The organism is Steroidobacter flavus (assembly GCF_042651805.1).
Lineage (GTDB): Bacteria > Pseudomonadota > Gammaproteobacteria > Steroidobacterales > Steroidobacteraceae > Steroidobacter > Steroidobacter flavus.
Window position 1 is genome coordinate 908,158 of the sequence record NZ_JBHSDU010000015.1, and the last position, 21,456, is coordinate 929,613.

Below are 21,456 nucleotides of genomic sequence, written 5' to 3' on the forward strand. Positions count from 1 at the left end.
CTATCGCACAAGGAGACCTCAATGAAGTGCCGCCACTGTCACGCTCCATTGACACTGCAGTTCGCGGACCTGGGCAGCGCTCCGCCATCGAATGCCTATCTCACCCCGGACGGCCTGCGTCGTGCCGAACGGTGGTACCCGCTTCGGGTGCTCGCCTGCACCTCTTGCTGGCTGGTACAGACCGAAGATTACGCCGACGCAAACGAGTTCTTCACGGACGAATACGCGTATTTCAGCTCCTACTCACAAAGCTGGTTGGAACATGCGCAGCGCTACGTGGCGATGATGGCGAGCCGGTTCCGCCTGAATGAACGCTCGCTCGTGGTCGAGCTGGCGGCAAACGATGGCTATCTGCTGCAATTCGTGAAGGCCGCCGGCATTCCATGTATCGGCGTCGAACCTACCGCAAGCACCGCCGATAGCGCTCGTGCCAAGGGCATAGAAATCATCCAGGACTTCTTCGGCGTGCGACTCGCGAACGCGATGGTCAGCAATGCTCAACAAGCCGACGTGATCGCCGCCAACAACGTCCTCGCTCACGTGCCCGACATCAACGATTTCGTCCGCGGCGTGGCGCTGCTACTGAAGCCAAGCGGCGTCGCGACGTTCGAGTTCCCGCACTTCCTCAACCTGGTCGCGAGCTGCCAGTTCGACACCATCTATCACGAGCACTACTCCTACCTGTCACTCACCGCCGTCCGCGGCATCTTCGCCTGCAACGGCCTGGAGATATTCGACGTTGAAGAGCTGCCAACGCATGGCGGCAGTCTGCGGGTGTACGCGCAGCGACTGAGTGGGTCTCGCGAGCGTTCGCCGGCCGTCGACAGCCTTCTCAAACGCGAAAATCAGGCAGGCATCACCTCGCAGCCGTACTACGCCGACTTCCAGAGAAGGATCGATGCAGTGAAGAACCAGTTCCTGCGGTTCCTGCTGGACGCGAAGAAGGAAGGCAAGTCCGTCGCGGCCTATGGCGCGGCCGCGAAAGGCAACACGCTGCTCAACTACGCGGGCGTGCGTCCCGATCTGTTGCCATTCGTCGTCGACAGAAATCCGGCCAAGCAAGGCACCTACCTGCCTGGCAGCCGCATCCCGGTGCTGAGCGTCGATGCCATCTACGAACAACGGCCCGATTACATCGCGATTCTGCCCTGGAACCTGCGCGACGAAATCATGACGTCGCTGGCACCGGTTCGACAATGGGGCGGCAAGTTCGTCACCGTCATTCCCGAGCTGAGCGTGGTGTAGCGACACTCGCATTCACCGGTGGATCGGGACATGCGCCCAATCGTGCATAGTGGACGATGCAATCACGGTTAACACATGACCGTTTTTTCAATAAGCCAATAATCATGCACCGAGTTGTCATCAGCGGAGTGACCGGACACCTGGGGCGTGAGCTGGCATTGCAGCTCGCGCAAGCGGACATCGAAGTTCACGGCCTGACCCGGCAAGCCGCGGCCACATCGTTTCCCGAAATAACGAACATTCACCGAATCGATGGCCGGACAGAACCGCTGGTAACGCTATTCCAGCAAATAAAGCCCACCGCCGTGATTCATCTTGCCGCACTGGCGCGACGCGAGCACCGGCTCGAAGACATTGCAGCGTTCAACCATACAAACATTCTTTTCGGCACCCAGCTGCTGGAGGCGGCTCGCCAGTCCGACTGTTACTCGTTCATTACCGCCGGCTCGTATCTGCAGTATTCGGCTACCGGCGAGTATCGGCCGTTCAACTTGTATTCGGCCACCAAACAGGCTTTCGAATGCGTGCTCCGTTACTACGTCGACGCCTGCGAATTCGCCGCAAGCGTGCTCACTCTGTGCAACGTCTATGGCGAGCTCGATCCGCGTCCGACATTGATCACCGACATGGCCGCCGCGTGCTCGCAACGTCGCTCGATCACGATGCACGGCGCAGAAGCATGGATCGATCCGATCCATGTGAGCGATGCCGCGAGTGCTTTCGTTCAAGCGCTTCTGCTGATGAACGATTCAGCAGCACACACAGGCGATCTGCGCCACTACTCGGTGACTTGCGGACGCGATGTGAGTTCATCGGAACTGGCGATGTTGTTTGAGAGAATCACCGGGCATTCCCTGTCGATCGATGGCGACAACAAGCGCGCATCGCGCCGCTTGAAACCGTGGCGAGGCGCGCTCGTCCCTGGCTGGACACCGCGAGTGTCGCTCGAAGAAGGCCTCGCGCGCGTACTTCGACACCAATTCAAATAGCAAACAAACATCGCAGCGAAGTCACGCTCTGCACGCGCGCTGTCACACAGCGGCCTTGACACCTTCATACGTCGGTCATAAAGCTTCGAGCACCACGAAGAGTTGAGCGCACGGAAGCGGTGCTCGCCGCGTGAAATGTGACGTTTTTATGACGTTATTGTGACGACGATATCAGCGCGTCGCGGAGGAAGCAATGAAGGCCGTGATACTGGCAGGAGGCTTGGGGACACGGATCAGCGAGGAGAGTCATTTGCGACCGAAGCCGCTCATCGAGATCGGCGGCAAGCCGATTCTCTGGCACATCATGAAGCTGTTCTCCGTGCATGGCATTCAGGACTTCGTGATCTGCTGCGGTTACAAGGGCTATTTGATCAAGGAGTACTTCGCCAACTATTTCCTGCACATGGCCGACGTCACACTCGACATGCGCGACAACACCGTTCGAGTGCACCAGCCGCGTGCAGAGCACTGGCGCATCACGGTGGTCGATACCGGTGCGGACACGATGACCGGCGGCCGACTGCTGCGAGTTCGCGAGTACGTCGGTCGCGAACGTTTCTATCTCACGTATGGCGACGGTGTCAGCGACGTGAGCATTCGCAACCTCACCGAATTCCACGAGTCGCATCGACGGCACGCCACGGTCACTGCCGTTCAGCCTGCCGGTCGATTCGGTTGCCTGGAGCTCGACGGCACGCGCGTCGACCGCTTTACCGAAAAACCCAATGGCGACGGTCGGTGGGTGAACGGCGGCTTCTTCGTCCTTGAGCCAGCCGTGTTCGATTACCTGCAAGGCGATGCGGACGTGTGGGAACAGGAGCCACTGCGCCGGCTCACCGCCGAGGGACAACTCGGCGCCTATCAGCATCAAGGCTTCTGGGCCGCGATGGATACGATGCGCGACAAGCAATATCTCGAATCCTTGTGGCGGACCGACCGCGCGCCTTGGAAGGTGTGGCAATGAACCCGTGGTTCTGGGCCGGCAAGCGCGTGCTGATCACCGGACACACCGGCTTCAAGGGCTCGTGGTTGAGCCTGTGGTTGCAACGAGCCGGCGCCACCCTGCTCGGCTATGGATTGCCGCCGCCGGACGGCCCCAGCCTGTTCAAGCTCGCATCGGTGGGCAGCGACATGGAGTCGGTGTACGCGGATATCCGCGACCTCGACAGACTGCAGGCCGCATTCGACACGTTCGAGCCGGAAATCGTTCTGCACCTCGCTGCTCAGCCGTTGGTGCGTGTTTCTTATGCTGATCCCGTGACGACGTATGCGGTCAACGTGCTCGGCACCGTGCATCTGCTCGAAGCGGCACGACGCTCGAAAACCTGTCGCGTGGTCGTCAACGTCACCAGCGACAAATGTTACGAAAACACCGAACGACAATGGGCGTATCGGGAAGGCGATCCGCTCGGCGGTCACGATCCCTACTCCAGTAGCAAAGGCTGCGCGGAGCTGGTGACCTCCGCGTATCGCAGGTCTTTCTTCCAGGCACAGCATGGGCGATGCGTTGCTGTGGCCAGCGCGCGTGCCGGCAACGTCATCGGCGGTGGCGATTTCGCACAGGATCGCCTGGTGCCGGATGTAATGATGGCAATCAAGCGACACACTCGCCCCTGCATCCGGTATCCGGATGCGATTCGACCGTGGCAACACGTGCTCGAGCCGCTATCGGGCTATCTGCTGCTCGCAGAACGCCTTTGGGACGATCCGCAACGCTTCTCACAAAGCTGGAACTTCGGCCCGGCCGCCGCCGACGCGCGCTCGGTGCGATGGATCGTCGACACGCTGTCCGATCTCTATGGCACGCGAATGCACTGGGACGTCGATGCGGGCATCAAGCCTCATGAAGCCGGACTGCTGATGCTCGACAGCAGCAAGGCGCGCTCGGCACTCGGCTGGCAACCTCGTTGGACGCTCGAACGTGCACTCCGTTCGGTGGTGCATTGGCATCAGGCCTACGAGCGCGCTGAATCCATCCGTCGCACAGTCATGGATGAGATCGCAGCGTACGAGGCGACGGGCATGGCTGCCAATGATCGTGTGCAGAGCGTGCAGCCGGAGTGCGGCGTTCTTTGGGCTGTGAACTGATGGCTCGCCGACACGTCGCGGTTTTCACGCTCATGGGCAAGGGGCACCTGTTGCCGGTGCTACCTCTGTGCTCGGAGCTCGTCACGCGTGGCTATCGTGTTACCTGCCCAGCGATCTCGAAATTCATCGAGCCCGTGCGCGCCACAGGTGCTGAGCCCGTGCCCTATCGCTCCACGCCTGCGAGCGATGCGCTGACAGCAGAGAACGAACTGCGCGCCCAATCGCCCTTGAACGATCCCGCCCGCTTCGAGACGTCGGATCTCGAATGGGAACATCTGGTGCGCGAGACCGATGCATTCCTGGCGCAGGTCGGGCCGTTCTATGCGGAGCATCGACCCGATCTGATCGTCTATAACAGGTACAGCATCCCGGCTCGCATCATCGCCCGCCGCTGCCAACGTCGCGCCGTGCAGTTCTCTCCGCATTTTGCCTATCCCGGCCGTACTCGCTACTGGGACCGGGGCCGGTGCGTAACGCCGGCCGCGATGATCCCGTATGCCCAACGTCTCGATGAACTGTTCCACGCTCACGACCTTCGCCAGGAAGGCAATCTCTGGCATACCGAGCCGCTGAACATTCATTTCATTCCGCGCGCCTTTCAATATCGCGCCGACCTGTTCGATGAAACGTTCCTGTTCATCGGCAATCGCTCGCGCTCGCACGCCGGTGCAGACAAGGTTGAGCCGCTGATATTGGTGTCCGGATACTCGGGCCTCGCCGAAACGCAAACATCGAACCGGCCCTACTTCCGAATGTTTCTTGAGGCGATCGCGGGCATGCACTGTCGCGGCATTCTGTCGATTGGCGACGATGTGCCGGTCGATGCGTTGGGACCGCTGCCGGCCAACGTGACGATCAATCGCGATCGTCCCAACACCGAGATCATCTCTCAGGCCACGCTGTTCGCCTGCCATGGCGGCATGAGCAGCACCTTGGAAGCGCTGTGCCACGGCGTCCCCGTGCTCGCTGTGCCCGGCAGCCCCTACACGCTGGAAGTAGCGCACCGAGTGGCCGAGCTCGGACTGGGCCGCGTCGTGCCGCAATCGGAACTGAGCGTCGCCACGATCCGCCAGAGCCTGGACCTCATGATCCGCGATCAGGCGCTCTCTGAGCGAACCAGAGAAATGCAGGGCGTATTCGCTGAATCAGGCAACGCAGTCACTGCCATCGATGCAGTGGAAACATTTATGAGCTCGCTTTGACAATCCATCGACTCAGGAAGGAACCCAACATGCCATCCATGGAAGAGAATGTCGCCCGCGTCGCCGCCTACTACCAGGCCCGGGCCCACGAATATCACGAGACCACCGGCTACCATCGCGACAACGTGGACGCCGGTTATGCTCGATTGAAGGAACAGCATCAGGCCGCCTTTGCCGGTCACGACGTCTTGGAGATCGCTTGCGGCACGGGCTACTGGACGGCAGTGATCGCAGCGACTGCGCGCTCGGTAGTGGCAACAGACGTCCACACTGAGTTGGTACAGGCAACGAGTGAGCGCCTGCGACGCTTTCCGAACGTTCGATGTCAGGTGGCGGATGCGTACACACTCGACACGGTCCAGGAAACGTTCTCAGCGGCCTTCGCACAGTACTGGTGGTCGCACATTCCACGCGCCATGTGCCCGGTTTTCCTCCGAGCGCTGCATTCCAAGCTGCGGCCGGGGGCGTTTGTCTCCTTCTCCGACAACCTCGAATACCAGGCCGAGTGGGTCAAGCGTCGCGTCGACGAGCACGGCGACAACTACGAAGAGCGCAGTCTGCGCGACGGGACGCGCTTCGAGACCGTCAAGAACTTCCCCACCAAGGCGGAGTTCGAGGCGCTACTCGACGGCGTGGCTGAGGATGTGACTTTCCTGGAGCAGGAAGTCGGCGACATCGACGGCCCGGCCCGGCTATGGACCGTGTCGTATCGCCTCAAGGGCTGAGGACTGCGCGATGCTCGACCACAACCCTGTGCCACTGCAGGCCGTCATCCTGTACTCGACGCTCCGGGCGGAATCGATCAGGGACCTGCTGCTGCATCACTACGACCTGGATCACTCGCTCGAATGTATCTTCTTCTGCCGGGGCGTCAGCGACACCTACTTCGTGTCGGCCGCCGGGGAGCGGTTCGCGATGAAAGTGTTCCGCGCCAGCTGGCGCTCGGAGGAAGCCATCCTCGGTGAGCTGGCGGCTATCAGACACGTGGGCAGCAAAGGCGTCGACGTCGCGATGCCCGTGCCAAGGCGCGATGGCAAGTGGGTGTGTTCCATTCGGGCGCCCGAAGGCGTGCGTAAAGCGGTACTGTTTCGTTGGGCCGATGGCCGCGCGCCGAAGTACACCGACGACGCCCAAGCGCGACGCTATGGCGCACTCATCGCGAATCTGCACATCGCGGGCGACGATCTACCGCCGAGCTCGGCGCGCCCAAGACTCGACGCCAGCTATTTGTTCCAGGTTCCGGTCGCAAAGGTGCTGGCTCATGTTGCGAACAAGCCGGCCATCGCTCGTGACCTCCAGCGCCTCATCGAGCGCACCGGCGAGCGTTTGCAACGAGCTGCCCCGGACTTGCATTGGGGCTTTTGTCATGGCGACGTTTGGTCCAATAACGCCCGACTGCACGGCGACCGGCTGGTGCTGTTCGACTTCGATTTCTGTGGCGCGGGCTGGCAGGTGTTCGATCTCGCCTCGTATCGCTGGCATGCCCGTTTCGAGAATCAGGAGAACAGTGCCTGGCCTCCTTTCATCGAGAGCTATCTGCAAGTGCGCCCGGCGGCCGCCGACTCGCTGAAGTTCGTGGGCCTGTTCATGATCCTGAAGCACCTGTGGACCACGGCGCATTTCGTCGGACGACTGCCGGAGACCGGCGCTTACTTTCTTTCCGACGAATACCTGGAGAACACGGTGCCGTTCTGCGAGCGGATCGAAGCGGAGCTCATCGACGGCTGAGCAGCTGGTTCAGACGGCCGTCGCGGAACACCGGCTGAGTCCATGCGCGGCGGCCGTTCGAATCGACGATCTGAGCGCGCACGTACTGTTCGTCGCCCTTGAAACGATAGGCAGGATTCAGCCCCGTCACCTCGGCGAGCAGACGACCGCTCTCACCGATGAATCGAGTGACGATCCGAGTATTCGGCTTCGACGTCGACGGACTCCATTCCGGCGTCTGTACCAGACGCATCGAGATGCCGCGCTCGTCGGCCTCATAGCTCTGCAGAGTCACACCGGTGGACGCATAGAACCGGCCCTGTCGCAGCGCTGCCATGACCGCGCTCTGAGTCAGCTGCGGCGCTTGCAAGACGACCCAAGCCTGCCCCGGCGTGGGACTGAGCCGATCGTCGAAGCGGTAGTACTCGTGTGTGTCGTCCGAGGCCACGGCCCACACGACTTTGCCGGCGCTGAGCAAACTGTCCCACATCGCCTCCGAGGAAGGCGCGACATTGCCGATGTCGTCGATGCCGCCCAGATTGTTGGAAGTCGGGAACGCGTTCCACACCTCCATCAAGAACGGCTGATCCAGCGGCAACAGATCGTTCAGCTGCACCGACCATTGCAGATTCGGATGATTGATCTGCGCGATGCCGCCCGCCGCCTGGATCTCCGCAATGTTTCTCACATACATGTCGACCGGCGCGATATCGCGAGCGCCCGCCGGATAACCGATCGGCATGATGGCGCGCCCGGTGCCGATGCCGTTGATATGAAAGTGACGCTTGCCCGTGGGGCGAGACTCATCGATCAGCGCCTGCGTGATCTCCTGCCCCTGGATCACCAGGAACTCGCCCCGCTCCGCGTGCTTCTTGTTCAAGGGCGTTACATCGGTCAGGAACTCATGATCGGTGATCACCAGACACTGATAGCCGTGCGACTTGTACCACTCAGCCACGAATTCCGGCGACGCGTTCGCATCGGACTTGGGCGGCGCACTGGTGTGCGTGTGAGTGTTGCAGCGATACCAGTTCATCGACTCGCCGACTTCTTCGGCGAACGCGTTGACGGACAGCGCGCTCATGACGAGCAGCGCCGCCTGCGGAACAATCGACCTCATTCCCACTCTCCTGTCCCGCTTCAGTAGCTGAAGCTCACGTCGATGCCCACGATCCTTCGATAGTCCGGCGGCAGAAAGTGCGTCACGACCTGGCCGACGACGATGCCGCTGGTGTGGAACTGGTCCGTCAGATTCTTTCCATACAACTTAATGTTCACGTGATCGTTTTGCGTCCGCATGCCGATGGACGCACCGAGCAAGCCATACGAAGGCTCGATGCCGTACGGGCTGCCGAGCGGGTTCCACTGGATGCTGTCGCGCCAGCTGTAGTCCAGCGTCGCAAAACCGTCCCACGCGATGCCGGGCACCGGGAATTGATATTTGGTGAAGACGTTGAAGTTCCAACGCGGCGAGTTCGGCAAACGCTCACCCGAGAGATCCTGCACGGTGCCGACGCACTGACCGGCGCCTTGCGGCTGGCCCGGGTAGCACTGCGCGTTCGCAAACTCGTCGTACGTCGCATCCACATAGGCCGCGTTGCCGCCAAACTCCAGCGACTCGCTCACCAACGCTGCGAACTCCGCCTCGAAGCCCTGCGTCTTCAGCTTGCCCGCATTCAACAGCACGATGCGGGCGTTCGGATTGCTCGGCTCGATCAGACCGCCCTGGGTCTGAAAGTCTTCGAACGTCGACACGAACGCGTTCAGATTCAGCGTCACGCGGCGATTGAAGAACTGCGACTTCATGCCCGCTTCATAGCTGATGGACGTTTCCGGGCGGACCGGTTGCGAGTCGCCGATCGCGGCGATGTTCACGTTGAAGCCCGGGCCCTTGAAGCCCGTCGCGGCCGAGACATAGAACATCCGGTCTTCATGGGCTCGCCACTGCGCGCCAGCACGCCATGAGACCTTGCTGGCACTCGCCTCATCCTGGGTGACGCCGAGCGGATGACGAAATCGCACCGTCCCTGGCGCGATAGGAAATCCGACCACCTTCATGTCCACTTCGTCGTGCGTCCAGCGCAGACCGGCGGTGAATGACAAACGATCTGTCACTTCTGCCGTAGCCTCCGCGAACGCTGCGTAATTCAACATCTCGACATTGCTGATCTGGCTGCTCGCTTGCCGGGTCGTGGTGCCGACCACCAGCGTGCCTGGATCTTGCAGCCCGATCTCGGTCTCGTTATTGAGCAGATACAAACCCGCCACGTAATCGATGGGACCCTCGGTCGGCGACGCAATACGAATCTCCGCCGAATACTGATCCTGATCCGTGTAACCGAACTGGTCGCCATCGTTACGCGGCGTGAGCCAGGTATAGGTGCCCGCGTGGAAATCCTGGTTGTAGGCGCGATACGCAACTAACGTCGTCAGGTCGTAACCGCCCAACGCATGATCCCACTGCAGCGCTGCTCCTCGCGACTCCTGACGATTCTCGCCCAAGCTGCGCGCGTTGATCTTGTCGTTCTCGAGACCGACGATGCTGCCCAGGTCTTCGATCACGTACTGAGGCGTCTGCGGTGTGAACGCGCGAATGATGTTCGCGCCGCCGCCGTTCTTCTGCTCGACATAGTCCGTCGACAGCTTGAGTTGATCGCTATCGGTGGCCGCGAGCACCAACTTGCCGCGGAAGCCGGTTTGTTCGTCGTCTTCCCATTCCGAGTTGTCGTAGATGTTTTCGACGTAGCCGTCTCTGGAGCTGCGATAGGCCGAGATCCGTCCGGTGAGACGATCGTCGACCAGTGAGCCCGACATCGAGCCCCGCACGTCGATGGTGTTGTAGTCGCTGTAGCCGAGGCCGGCTTCCGAAACGAATTCTTCGGTGGGATCCTTGGTCGTGATGCTGATGACGCCGGCGGAGGCATTCTTGCCGAACAGCGTGCCCTGCGGACCGCGCAGCACTTCGACTCGCTCGGTGTCGCTCAATTCAGGAAATGCGCCCGCCTTGGCGCGCTCATACACGACGCCGTCGATGACGATCGCCACCGAATCCTGCACGCCCGAACCTTGCGTCTGCGTGCTGATACCGCGTAACGCGATGGCGGGACCGGAGCCAAACCGGCTCGGGTTGGTCACAAACGTCAATCCTGGCGCCACGGCATCCAGTTCAGTGACGCTCACCATATTCAATTGAGAAAGCGTCTCGGCCGATGCGGCGGCGATCGATGCGGGCACATCCTGCAAACGCTCTTCACGCTTGCGTGCCGTCACCGTCACGACTTCAACCTGGCCCATCGTGGGCTCCGTCGCGGCCACCGCCACTCGCGTTGGACGGCTGGTTGCATTGGTCGTCGCGGGCTTGGCCTGCGCGACTCTGCGCAACACCACCGTCCTGTCATTGACACGATCCGCGCGCAGATCGGTCTGCGCGAGCAAACGATCGAGCGCGTCGTTCACGCTCAACGTGTCGTTGAGCGCCGGCGCGCGTGCATCGTTCGCGATCGGCGCCTCGTACATGATCTGAGTGCCGGATTGCTCGCTCAGCGCCTCGAGCGAGTCGGCGAGCTGCCCCGAGGCAATCTGGAAATGATGCGGCGTCTTCGCATCCGCCGTGGCGCCCAATGCGCTCGCGCTGGCCAGCGCCAAACAAAGCGTGTTTCTGATCGCTCTGACGATATCCGACATCGGTGATTCCCTGCGCGTGCCGCCGTCCCACGACGGTTACCCGATCAAATGCCGCACGCTCCGAGCGCCCTACCTTTGTCACAAAGGTTTCATACGGGCTGTGAGGGGACGCGCCGCGTTCAGCTACTGCGACGCAAGTACGATGCTGAGATCGTCCCGATGTGAAACATGAAGATGCAACAGTACGACGAGCGCATCGGCGACCGAGTCGCTGTCGCCAACCGCAAATGCACCGTTGATGGGCGTGCTGCGCAAGGATGCATCGTCAATGCGGATCTTCCGGTTGGAATAACGATTCACTTCAGCGAGCACGTCCGCGAGCGGTGTCGCGCGGAAGCGCAAACGACCTGTGCTCCAGCTGGACACTACGTCGGTGTCAACATTGCGTCGGGCGATTGCCGTCTCCCCGCTCGCGAAGTGCAACTGCTCGCCGGGTACCAGCACCGTTCGCTGTTGCAGCTGGGGACGGCTGACCGCGACGCTGCCTTCGAGCAAAGTCACAGTGATCTTCGCATCGTCATTGCGCACCTGGAAACGCGTCCCCAATGCGATGACTTGTCCGTCCGCCGTTGCTACCGTGAACGGTCGGGTCTTGTCATGCGCAACCTTGAACAGCGCTTCGCCCCGACGCAACGTGACGTGCCGGGCGCGATCACTGAAACGAATCTCGACCTCGGTCGCAACGTTCAATGAGAGCACCGAGCCGTCGGTGAGATCGAAGCTTTTGCGCTCGCCGGCACCGGTCGCATAGACAACCGTCGGCTCCTTGCGCTCGACTGTGTAGAGGAACACGCCACCGCCGACCGCGGCAACAACAGAGGCCGCGATGAATACGCGACGTGCCATTGGCGGCGGCCGATGCGCAGTGTCCGTGAAAACCTGCTGGGTAAGAAGTTCCATGTCCTCGCGGTCCGCGAGGGAGTCGAAGGATTGCCACATTGCTTCGGTCTTGGCGAAAGCGGCAGCGTGCTCGGGAATGGCTTGCCAGCGCTCGAATTCCAGGCGCTCTTCGGGTCGACAGTCCGCCGCCTTCAAGCGGACGTACCAGCGTTCGGCCTCGGCAAGGATCTGTGGAGGGGTGTTCCCGTGCATTTCAGATGTATCAATGCTTATGACCGGGAGTCACCTACCTCGGCCCGGCAAATTGCGAGCGCCTTCGTGATGTGCTTTTCGACCATTTTGACACTGATACCGCAGCGAGTGGCAATTTCCGGATAGGCCATGTCGTGAAACCGGCTGAGCACGAACACCTGCCGGCATTTGTTCGGCAGCCGCTGGATGGCGGCCATCAGGCGGTCGAGCTGCTGCTGATCGCCCAGTTGTTGTTCCTGCGACGGCGAGTCCGCCGCCACGATGAGCTCTTCATCCATGGGCTGGTGCTCATTCCAGCGGCGAGCCCGCGCCCGCCGCGAGCGCATGCCCATCAGATTGGTCGCGATCCGGAACAGCAGCGCCTTGAGCGATTCCAGATTCTGGTTCTCGCGATAGCGCAACAGCCTGACGTACGCATCCTGGGCCAGATCGCGCGCTTCGCTTTCGCAGCCGATTCGACGCCGCAGGTACTGAACCAGCGGCGTGTAATGTTCCCGGAACGCAGCCTCGAACAAAGGCTGCGCCTCGTGATCGAGCGGGCTCTCGATTGCGATATCCGGTTCAGAGATGACAGCTGCGCGTCGGCTCATGGCCCCTAGCGTTCTGCGAAAATGATGACAAGTGCAACCGCATCGGGCGGCGCAGGAACTCCCTCATCTCTAATGATCCTCCGCCGCGTCGTTTTGAACCCTGCTCCGCAAATAAATTCCTGTTGTCATCCAACAGCAATAACTATCGTGTACGGCGCCGAACTGCACCAAACAGCGTCACCATGCCCGACAGCAGCAACCACGCCGCAGCTGGCAACGGCACAGGCGTGACCTGCACAGCCAACGAATTCGCCAGGTAGTCGATACCGGTTGCACTCAGCTCGAATCGCACCAGGCTGCCCGAGACGTCGTCAGTCAGCAGCGGCGTCATGCCATCGGCAGCGTACAGCGCCAACGCGAACGAAGTGCCCAACACGCTCGGCGTCACATTGACCGAGAACTGCACGACGAAGCTAAACGCCTCGCCGAACTGAGCCGCGGGTAAATAGTCATTGAAGGCCGTGCCGTTGTTCATCGTCACCGTCGTGGGCAACGAGCCCGTGACGTTGCCTTCGATCAGCGGCGCATCGAGCAGCGTCGTGCTGCCGATCCATTGCAGGAGCGATGTCGGACAAGTGTCTGGCGCGCTCGTGGACTGGCAGGCGACCGTCACTCTTCATTCATCCAGGTGCGGCACTCTATCTGGATGAGAATTTCGACCGCGCATTGGGCCTGTGTGGCCCTGCTGACGATGTCGGCAGGCGTCCAGGCCCAGGACTACAAGAACGATATCGGTTACGACGATCTGGTGAAGCGACTCGGTAGCACCGCTCCGACCGGTGCCGGTGTCACGGCGATGCAGGTCGAGGCGCCCGCGGGTGTCGATAGCAGCAATCTGCCGATCTGGAGTCCGGTGACAGGCTCGACGAGCAGCGTGTTCTCCGGTGTGACTTTCAATTTCACGACGAGCACCAGCGGCCGCTCATCGAGCCCTTCCGGGCATGCGCTCAATGTCGGCCAGCTGTTCTATGGAAACAACGCGCTCGCTTTTGGAATTGGCACCGTGCGTCTCGGCAACGCGATCGATTGGCTGACAACGGATTTTCTCGGCGCAGGCACACCGGCGATGCCGTCGATCACGGACGCACGCGTCATCAACCATAGTTGGGTCGGCACGTTGAACGATGCGGTAGGAGACGCCGAGGTCCTGCGACGCATGGATTGGCTGGTTCAACGAGACAACATCATCAATGTGGCGGCCGTGAACAACGGCAGCGCCAATCGCTCACTCCCCGGCAGCGCGTTCAACTCCATCGCCGTCGGTGCGACCAGCGGCAATCATCCTCGCGGCTCCTACGATCTGAGCGCAGTCGATGCGGTTTATGCCGCCGGCCGAACGCGCCCGGACGTCGTCGCCCCGATGGCCACGACCTCCGGAGCAGCGCCCGTCGTATCGTCATTGGCCGCCTTGCTGGTTGAGACCGGGCACACAGGCGCCGATACGCTGTCGCATGGCTCGACGACCAATCGAGCCGACGCCACCGTCTACAACGCCGAGCGCGCCGAAACGATCAAAGCCGCAATCATGGCCGGTGCCGATCGCCAGACTCACAATCTCAGCACCTCCTCTCAGATCACCGACTATCGAGCGAACGGCAATGCCACCGCCAACGGCCTCGACAGTCGTTACGGTGCCGGCCAGGTCAATGTATCGACCAGTCATCAAATCATCGCCGGTGGCGAACACGAAGCGGGCTCGGTGTTGTGCGGTACCGCCGTCCGAATCTGCGCCGGCTTCGACTACGTTGAAAACTTCGGCGGCAGTTACGGCTCGGCCACCGAGCTCAACTACAGCTTCACCGCCACCGCCAATCGCAATCAGCTGACCGCCTCACTGGTGTGGAATCTGGACGTGGACGCGGTCGGCAGCGCTGGCGGCGCGACCTTGCACAACCTCGGACTGTCGCTCTACGACGAGACCACCGGTCAGCAGGTCGGCAACTCGGTCAGCCTGATCGATAACACCCAGAACCTCTGGTACTCGCTGGTGAGCGGTCGACAATATCGGCTCACCGTTTCTTCGCTGGAGTCCGAAGCGTTTGACGGCAGCTATGCCCTTGCATGGAATCTCTCCGGAACGACGACGCCAGTGCCGCTGCCGCCTGCAATCTTCCTACTGCTGGGTGGACTGGTGACGCTCCTGCCAGCGCTGCGACGGCGCCATTTCGCTCAAAACGCTTTGGCCACCCGCAAGTAGCCCACTCGCTGCAGCAAGTCTCCCTGCGACAAATCGTAGCCCGCCGAATAGCCGACCGTCGCGAACGCCGGCGTCTTATCGAACACATTCAGCACTCCAAACGACACAGTGAGATCGCGAAGCAGTGCGCTGTCCGTCGTTGTGGCCAGATCGAGCGTCATCTCGACGTCCATCAGGGTCTGCGATGGGATCGTGCGTCCGGTCGGTTCCAGAAAGGCGTCCGCATAGGGCGGCGTGTAGCGAACAGTCGTGGACGCACCGAAAATTCCACGCTTCCACGCGAGCGAGCCGACGACGCGCCATCGCGGAATCGTCCCATAGGGACTCGCGATGCCGGCGCGATCCGTGCCTTTGATATTCCGCACGTCCGCGGTCACATATTTGTCGACCCAAGTGGCCATCAGTTTTCCAGAGAACACTCCGAACGCGCCGGCGTCGACCTGCTTCGATGCGAGCAAATCAATCCCTCGGGTTTCCAATCGTCCGCTGTTCAGCCGCGAGAAGTCGAGCAGCCGCAGCGGCCCCGGTTGTCCCGCCGCGATATCGCCGGGCGTCGGCGTGTCACGTACCACGCGCTCGCTAAAATATTCCGCGTGATCGAGCAACCGTGGCAACGACGGCACGATCACCTGGTCGTGAAGCGAGATGTTCCAATATTTCGCACTCGCCTCGTAAGACCCCGACTCGGGCTTCAGCGTAATCGCCAATGACCAGGATTCGGTTCGCATCGGGTCGAGATCGGGATTACCACCGACGATGACGTCGATGCTACGAACCTCACCCCGCCTGCTGCTGTCCACCACGGTCGCTTCGCTGCGCGTCCGGGGCCGCATCATTTCCAATAGCGTTGGCGCGCGTTCGCCTTTGCCATACGCAGCGACCACGGTGAGCGAAGCAACCGGCTGCCATCTGAACCCGTACTGAAAGCCAGTCATCTCGCCCAGGTCGCCAAGGTGCTCGAGACGCGCGCCGGCGCTCAGATTCAACGTGGCATGCAGCGGCACACGCAACTCGGCAAAACCGGCCGAGGAGCGACGCTGCAATGTTTGTTGTGCGATCTCTGCAAAGGATGAGCGAATGCGCTCGCTGTCCAGCCCGAACAACGTGTCCACCGTTCCGATTCTGCCGCTCAGTGTTGCCCGAACCAAGGTCGAGCTGGACGAGCTGCGCGCAGTGGTGGCCTCATCCACCAGCCACTCCAGCAACTCGCGGCTGCCCAAACTGGCCGGATTGAATATGTTCAGGCTGTGATCCGGATCCGACGTCGACAACGCCGCCGCCACTCTGTCTTGTGGAATGCCAGTAAACGAAGTGACGGACACCTCATCGTGCGTATTGATGATTGACAGCTGGCCATTCCAGGGCCTGCCCACGCTGCGCACACTGAACACCGAGCGCACCAGTTTGTTATCTGTAATCGTCCGCTGTGGCGGCATACCTGCAATCAGCACATCAGCCACGAGCGGTATATCGAAGGGATTGTAGGGATTGCTGGCGGGTACGAGAACGCCGGACAAAACGGGCGGGTTACGCTGTTGTATGACTTCTCGGCCGGTGTACAGCAAGTCACTCGAGACGGCCATAGCATCGCCCAGAGCCACTTCCACTCTGCCGAAGGCGCTGCCACGTTCAGTTGCGGGCACCGCTGAATAGTACCGACTCAGACTCTCGAGATTGACGTGTCCATCGGTCTCCGCGAAATCCTCCGGCGTCAGCCCGACGCTGCCACCATCGGGAATGGCGGCTCGAGAGGAGCGCAAACCGGGCAGCCGCTCACCATTCACTGAATGTATGTTTCCGGGGCTGCTGGTCGGCGCCCGGTAGTCAGCGCCGCCGAAGCGCCGATAGTCCTGGTTGCGCCACAAGTCGCGCTTCTCGCCTAGCAAGAAATCGCGTTGCTGATACTCCAGAGAAAATGTTCCTTTGATTCTTTGGCCGGCACTACCGGCGGCCGAAAACTTGCGCTCGCCCGCGCCACCGCGGGCAGCCGCATATTTGAGATCGACCAGCGTCTGCTCGCGATCGCGGCCGAGAACGATATTGACGACCCCGCCCACCGCCCCGGGAAGATAGGCCGGCGGCGGATCGGAAGTGATCTCCATCTGCCTCACCGCCGCTAGCGGAATAGAGCTCAGATCAAATCCGCTCGCGCCGTCGCCGGAGGACGCGGCCACTGGCAAGTTATCGATCAGAACCACGGTGGTGCCTGGACCGAGACCGCGCAACTCCACGAATTCAGCGCCACTGGCACGGCGGCCGTCCATGTTGTACGGCTGCTGGGGTATGTACTTGAAGAACCTGGCGAGCGAAGACTCGCCCTGTTTGTCGAAATCTTCGCGACTGAAGGTCATGGTCGCCGCCGTGAAACCGAGCGCGTTCCCAGGGGCACCGCTGACAATCACTTCCTCGAGCGGCGACGCATTGGCTGGGGACGATCCCGGCGATCGCGCCGATGACACTTTCGCCACGGGCGTGCCGGGACTTTGGGCCGTCCTGCGCACCAGGATGGCCCGTTCGTTGACGTACAAATATTCGATACCCGTTCCCTCCAGCAGCTTCTTCAGTGCCGCTTCGATGGAATAGCGGCCCCGCAACGCCTCGACGATGACCTGCTCGGCGTTCGGCAAGTAAACCTGCAGGCCGGTCTGCAGACTGAATTGATTCATAACCTCCGCCAGCGGCGCTCGTTCGATATCGAACGTCACTTCGTCTCGCGGCGATAAAGCATGTTCCGCTCTCGCTGTCGCAAGCGCCGTCGCCAGCGAGAGAGACAATAACAAACTGTAGCTTGGCTTCATGGATGTCGCGCACACAGCTCCGGGCTGCATCGATGTTGACCGTTCTACCGGCAACGATGATCCCTGCCGCGCGTGGCCGGGTGCTTGCAAACATTCGCAAGCTAAATCCGCTGTAAACCTGGAGGAAAGAAATGTGAATAAAAATACCGCCTGACAACGTCTATACAACAGCGGCAGGCCAACAAAGTTATTCAGGGTTGAGCGGCGTGGCAGACACGGTCTTCTCGATAGCAGCGATTGCAGCGGGCAGCGAGGCGGGCAATGAAATCAAACATACCGGGCGGCGTCGATCAGAACCTCATCCGTTGGCTGGTGGCCTGGCTGCGCCGGCGCGAATGGCGGATGGCCGAGGCGGAGGCGCGGGATGTGGTCGGCAGCGTGCTGGTGAAATTCGTAGAGGAGCCCCCTGAAGAGATGCGCAGCTTGAAAGCTTTTTTCTGCTGGAAGATTCGCAACGAGGTGAAGGATCGCTATCGCCAGCGTCGGGAACGGGCGCGTCTCGAGGCTTCGTCGATGGACGATTTCTCGGACCGCGCCACCGAGCCCGACTACGAGAATCAGTACGCTTTGTCGAAGATCGTGGACAAGCTTCCGGAACGGGAGCGCTATGTTTTCTGGAGAAGTTACGTTGATGAAGTGGCGCTGACGGAAATCGCCAAGGACATGAATGTCAGCTTCGCAACCGTCTGGCGGTTGCGTAAGCAAGCCCTCACACGCTGCCACGCCCTAGCCGGGCGCACTCATGGAGATCCGCAATGATCGCACCGAAGTTTTCACGAGCCGAACTGCGCCGACGCTTGAAGGCGGCGGACCTCGCGATCCAATCGCAGGAAGGAACCCTGTCGGCCAGCGAACGGCTGGCCTGCCGGCAGTGGCGCTCGCTGCCCGAGAACGAGCAAACATTCCGCGAAATGGCAGCGTTGCTACGGGCGGCGAAGAAGTTGCCCCGCTCCCACCGCAAAAGCCGCGCGCCGCGCCGGCTACTGCGCGATTCGATTGCACTCAAAGCGGTCGCGGGCATAGCTGGAGTCGGCATCCTCTGCGGGCTGCTGGCGTTTCCGCCGACCGTCGGGAGTCAGCAGCAACTCGTCAACCAGTCGACACAATGGCACGCGGACAGCCTCGACGATGGCAGCGGCGTCTTCCTGGGCCCGGGCACCGCCCTGAACTTCCAGGTGAACGATGACGAGCGCAAGGTGGCGTTCAAGCACGGTCAGGCCTTGTTCAAGGTCAAGAAGGACGCCAAGCCCTTCGTGGTACGCGCCGGCGACATCAGTGTCGTAGCGGTCGGCACGGAGTTCGCGGTCAAGCTGCTCGACGGCCCGCCTGAAGTCACAGTCAAGGAAGGCACCGTGCGCGTCGAGCCTGGCCGGGGTCAGGGTCAGCCCATCTATGTCAACAAAGGCGAGCAGCTGACGATCGCCGAAGGCACGCGGCTGGCGGTTCGCAAGGTCAACGTTGACGATCAGTTGCAGTGGACCGAAGGGCTGTGGAACTTCAACGGCAAGACGGTCGCGCAGGTCGTGGCCGAGCTCAATCGCCACAACTTCGTGCAGATCGACATAGACGAGACGGTCCTGCCCGCGGACACCGTGATCTATGGCACGGTGAAGCTCGACGATCCGATCACGTTCGTACAGTCGCTGGCGCTGGAGCGCAAGCTGATCATCGACCGCCGGCAGCCCAATGTTTTACTGGTGACCGCGGCTAAAGCACACGCACAGTGAATCGAAGTTCGCGTCGCGATGAACGCGACGCGAACATCGTCATCATTACCTTCGCGGCCTTGGGAAATACAACCTCGGCGCCGGTGGCAACTTCATATTCGTGCCCAGAAAGAAGCCCGGATGCGGCGGCTGATTGTAGGCGACGTTCTGCCAGGCGACCGCCAGACGATAGGTCGGGTCGTGCATCAACGTTCGCAGTTTGTAGGCAGTCGGGGCGGTCGTCGTGTAGATGCGCAGCTCGCTGCTATCTTGCGAACGCCAGATCGCCTCCTCCCGCCAGTCGCCGAGAATGTCTGCCGTCAGCGCCGGCGTGCCTTTGGTGCCGTTGTTTGAATACGTTCCTGCGGCGACCAGGATGGGCACGGACACGCCATTGATATGATCCCACTTGTCGATACGGCCCACCCCCGCACCTGCCACCGCATCGTAGGTGTGATCGAGCAGTTCGCGTGACAGGTCGCCGTCCCACCAGATGCCGAAGTTGATGGATGACGGGATGCCCGTCAGAGGATCGCCGGTGGCGGTATGCAGGCCGCCGCCCGTGCTGGACCACATTTCTTCGCCGGGATGTGTGGGATCGATGTCTGCGGACATGCCTCGCCCGGTATCCGCGGCGGTGAGCTTGCCCCAGAGAATTGCGCCAGTGGCCGCGTCCCAGGACGCGAGACCATAGGGCGACGTTCTCGACTCCATGACTTTGAACACTTCGAGCCCAGGTCGATTCGGATCCAGATCGCCGACATGCAACGCATCGCCATGCCCGAGGCCGGTGTTGTAGAGCACGGTGCCGTCGTCATTGATCGTCATGGCGCCAAAGACGATCTCATCCTTGCCGTCGTTGTCGACATCGGCCACCGCCAGCTGATGATTGCCCTGCCCTCGATACTCCGCACCGGAGATATCCGAGTCGAACACCCAGCGCTGAGTGAGCTCGCCATGTTTCCAATCCCAAGCGACGATCACGGTGCGCGTGTAGTAACCGCGACTCATGATCAAGCTCGGATGCCGGCCATCGAGATAGGCCACGCCGCCCAGGAAACGATCGACCCGGTTGCCGTAGTTATCGCCCCACGACTCGACCGTGCCGCGCGCAGGAACGTAATCGATAGTCGAAAGCGCCTTGCCGGTGGCGCCATCGAACATCGTCAGAAACTCAGGGCCGCTGAGCACGTATCCATTGACGGTTCTATAATCCGCCGCTGGATCGCCGATCACCGTGCCGCGAGCGTCGGTGGTGCCGTCCGCTGTCTTCATTGCCACTTCGGCTTTGCCGTCGCCGTCGAAGTCGTACACCAGGAACTGCGTGTAGTGCGCGCCGGCGCGAATGTTTCGTCCCAACGAGATCCGCCACAGCTGCGTGCCGTCGAGCTTGTAAGCGTCAATGAAGACTTCGCCGGTGTAGCCGCTTTGTGAGTTGTCCTTCTGATTCGACGGATCCCATTTCAAGACGATCTCGTATTCACCGTCGCCGTCCAGATCGCCCACGCTCGCGTCGTTCGCCCGATAGGTGTACGCCTCACCCGCCGGCGTCACGCCATCCGCCGGTTTCTGCAATGGAATAGGAAGATACGAACCTTCCCAAACTCCCGCCGAGTCTGCGTTATGACGGCCTCGTCGCAAAGAATCGATCAATGCAGCAAGCGGATGCTCACGACCGTCGAACACGCGACGCACGGAATAGATCGAATCGACCGTGCCCGCGGGATCGAGATAGTTCGTCGTGTCGGTCAGTGGCTTTCGATTCAGCTTTCTACCGTTGCGATAAAGATTGAAGCCGGCGTCGTACGATTCGTTTCCCAGCAGACGCCAGCTGACAAACACTCCTTCGCCGGTGTTGACCGCAACCAGTCCGCGGTCCAGAAACTCCGCCTGCCTGGCGGGTATGCGAGGCGCGCTGTCCTCCGCCCCCACATGGACAATCGGCAACAAGACTCCGATACAGCCAGCGGCAATCCCCCGCCGCCATCCTTTCAGCTGGTCCATCGAGCACTCCTTATATATGAGAGGCTTTCGCCCCCCGGATGACGCCCCCCCTAATCGAATTTGCTCGAATTTGCTCTTTACTGATTCTTTTTGCAACCTTGCCCGGCGGCGCTCAAAGAAATGCCATGCAGCCCGGCCTTGTTTCGAATCGCCG

General features: G+C 61.2%; 17 protein-coding genes. 10 read left to right on the plus strand and 7 right to left on the minus strand.

Annotation, left to right across the window (positions count from 1 at the left end; all coding sequences use genetic code 11):
- Window positions 1–21: 21 nt before the first annotated feature.
- From ACFPN2_RS31825 to ACFPN2_RS31855, 7 genes are all read left to right on the plus strand, one after another.
- Window positions 22–1,245: a methyltransferase domain-containing protein gene (locus tag ACFPN2_RS31825; RefSeq protein ID WP_380604261.1), complete on the plus strand. Its 1,224-nt coding sequence runs from the start codon at window positions 22–24 to the stop codon at window positions 1,243–1,245.
- A gap of 104 nt (window positions 1,246–1,349) precedes the next feature.
- Window positions 1,350–2,234: an NAD-dependent epimerase/dehydratase family protein gene (locus ACFPN2_RS31830; RefSeq protein ID WP_380604263.1), complete on the plus strand. Its 885-nt coding sequence runs from the start codon at window positions 1,350–1,352 to the stop codon at window positions 2,232–2,234.
- A gap of 193 nt (window positions 2,235–2,427) precedes the next feature.
- Window positions 2,428–3,198: a glucose-1-phosphate cytidylyltransferase gene (rfbF, locus tag ACFPN2_RS31835; RefSeq protein WP_380604265.1), complete on the plus strand. Its 771-nt coding sequence runs from the start codon at window positions 2,428–2,430 to the stop codon at window positions 3,196–3,198.
- Window positions 3,195–4,322 carry a CDP-glucose 4,6-dehydratase gene (gene rfbG / locus ACFPN2_RS31840; RefSeq protein ID WP_380604267.1) on the plus strand — a complete coding sequence of 376 codons (1,128 nt, stop codon included), beginning with the start codon at window positions 3,195–3,197 and terminating at the stop codon, window positions 4,320–4,322. The genes rfbF and rfbG overlap by 4 nt, the downstream gene beginning before the upstream one ends.
- Window positions 4,322–5,524, plus strand: coding sequence for a nucleotide disphospho-sugar-binding domain-containing protein (locus tag ACFPN2_RS31845; protein ID WP_380604269.1), 1,203 nt, complete (start codon window positions 4,322–4,324; stop codon window positions 5,522–5,524). Before rfbG ends, ACFPN2_RS31845 begins: the two co-directional genes overlap by 1 nt.
- Before the next feature lie 29 nt (window positions 5,525–5,553).
- Window positions 5,554–6,249 (plus strand): class I SAM-dependent methyltransferase, encoded by a 696-nt coding sequence (locus tag ACFPN2_RS31850; protein ID WP_380604271.1) that lies wholly within the window; start codon window positions 5,554–5,556, stop codon window positions 6,247–6,249.
- A gap of 10 nt (window positions 6,250–6,259) precedes the next feature.
- Window positions 6,260–7,252, plus strand: coding sequence for a phosphotransferase enzyme family protein (locus tag ACFPN2_RS31855; protein ID WP_380604273.1), 993 nt, complete (start codon window positions 6,260–6,262; stop codon window positions 7,250–7,252).
- Here the strand turns inward: ACFPN2_RS31855 and ACFPN2_RS31860 are convergent.
- The 5 genes from ACFPN2_RS31860 to ACFPN2_RS31880 form a co-directional block, all read right to left on the minus strand.
- Entirely contained in the window at window positions 7,239–8,351 is a 1,113-nt protein-coding gene (locus tag ACFPN2_RS31860) for a CehA/McbA family metallohydrolase (protein WP_380604275.1), read from the minus strand. The two genes, ACFPN2_RS31855 and ACFPN2_RS31860, sit on opposite strands and share 14 nt — an antisense overlap.
- Window positions 8,352–8,371: 20 nt before the next feature.
- The gene (locus ACFPN2_RS31865) at window positions 8,372–10,915 is read right to left on the minus strand and encodes a TonB-dependent receptor (protein WP_380604277.1); all 2,544 of its coding nucleotides are present in this window, start codon (window positions 10,913–10,915) and stop codon (window positions 8,372–8,374) included.
- A 123-nt stretch (window positions 10,916–11,038) separates the two neighbouring features.
- On the minus strand, window positions 11,039–12,007 hold the full coding sequence (locus tag ACFPN2_RS31870; RefSeq protein WP_380604279.1) for a FecR family protein: 969 nt from the start codon (window positions 12,005–12,007) through the stop codon (window positions 11,039–11,041).
- Between the two features lie 17 nt (window positions 12,008–12,024).
- Window positions 12,025–12,597: an RNA polymerase sigma factor gene (locus tag ACFPN2_RS31875; protein ID WP_380604281.1), complete on the minus strand. Its 573-nt coding sequence runs from the start codon at window positions 12,595–12,597 to the stop codon at window positions 12,025–12,027.
- 142 nt (window positions 12,598–12,739) lie between these two features.
- Window positions 12,740–13,210: an NF038129 family PEP-CTERM protein gene (locus tag ACFPN2_RS31880; protein ID WP_380604283.1), complete on the minus strand. Its 471-nt coding sequence runs from the start codon at window positions 13,208–13,210 to the stop codon at window positions 12,740–12,742.
- A 33-nt stretch (window positions 13,211–13,243) separates the two neighbouring features.
- On the opposite strand from ACFPN2_RS31880, the gene ACFPN2_RS31885 reads away from it, so the two are divergent.
- Window positions 13,244–14,794, plus strand: coding sequence for a hypothetical protein (locus ACFPN2_RS31885; RefSeq protein WP_380604285.1), 1,551 nt, complete (start codon window positions 13,244–13,246; stop codon window positions 14,792–14,794).
- On the opposite strand, the gene ACFPN2_RS31890 is transcribed toward ACFPN2_RS31885, so the two are convergent.
- Window positions 14,767–17,592: a TonB-dependent receptor domain-containing protein gene (locus tag ACFPN2_RS31890; protein ID WP_380604287.1), complete on the minus strand. Its 2,826-nt coding sequence runs from the start codon at window positions 17,590–17,592 to the stop codon at window positions 14,767–14,769. The two genes, ACFPN2_RS31885 and ACFPN2_RS31890, sit on opposite strands and share 28 nt — an antisense overlap.
- A 261-nt stretch (window positions 17,593–17,853) precedes the next feature.
- Between ACFPN2_RS31890 and ACFPN2_RS31895 the strand changes: the two genes are divergently transcribed.
- On the plus strand, window positions 17,854–18,351 hold the full coding sequence (locus tag ACFPN2_RS31895) for a sigma-70 family RNA polymerase sigma factor (protein WP_380604289.1): 498 nt from the start codon (window positions 17,854–17,856) through the stop codon (window positions 18,349–18,351).
- A complete protein-coding gene (locus ACFPN2_RS31900; RefSeq protein WP_380604291.1) occupies window positions 18,348–19,319 on the plus strand; it encodes a FecR family protein in 972 nt (323 codons plus the stop codon). The genes ACFPN2_RS31895 and ACFPN2_RS31900 overlap by 4 nt, the downstream gene beginning before the upstream one ends.
- 45 nt (window positions 19,320–19,364) lie before the next feature.
- On the opposite strand, the gene ACFPN2_RS31905 is transcribed toward ACFPN2_RS31900, so the two are convergent.
- Window positions 19,365–21,302, minus strand: coding sequence for a rhamnogalacturonan lyase (locus ACFPN2_RS31905; RefSeq protein WP_380604293.1), 1,938 nt, complete (start codon window positions 21,300–21,302; stop codon window positions 19,365–19,367).
- Window positions 21,303–21,456 lie beyond the last annotated feature (154 nt).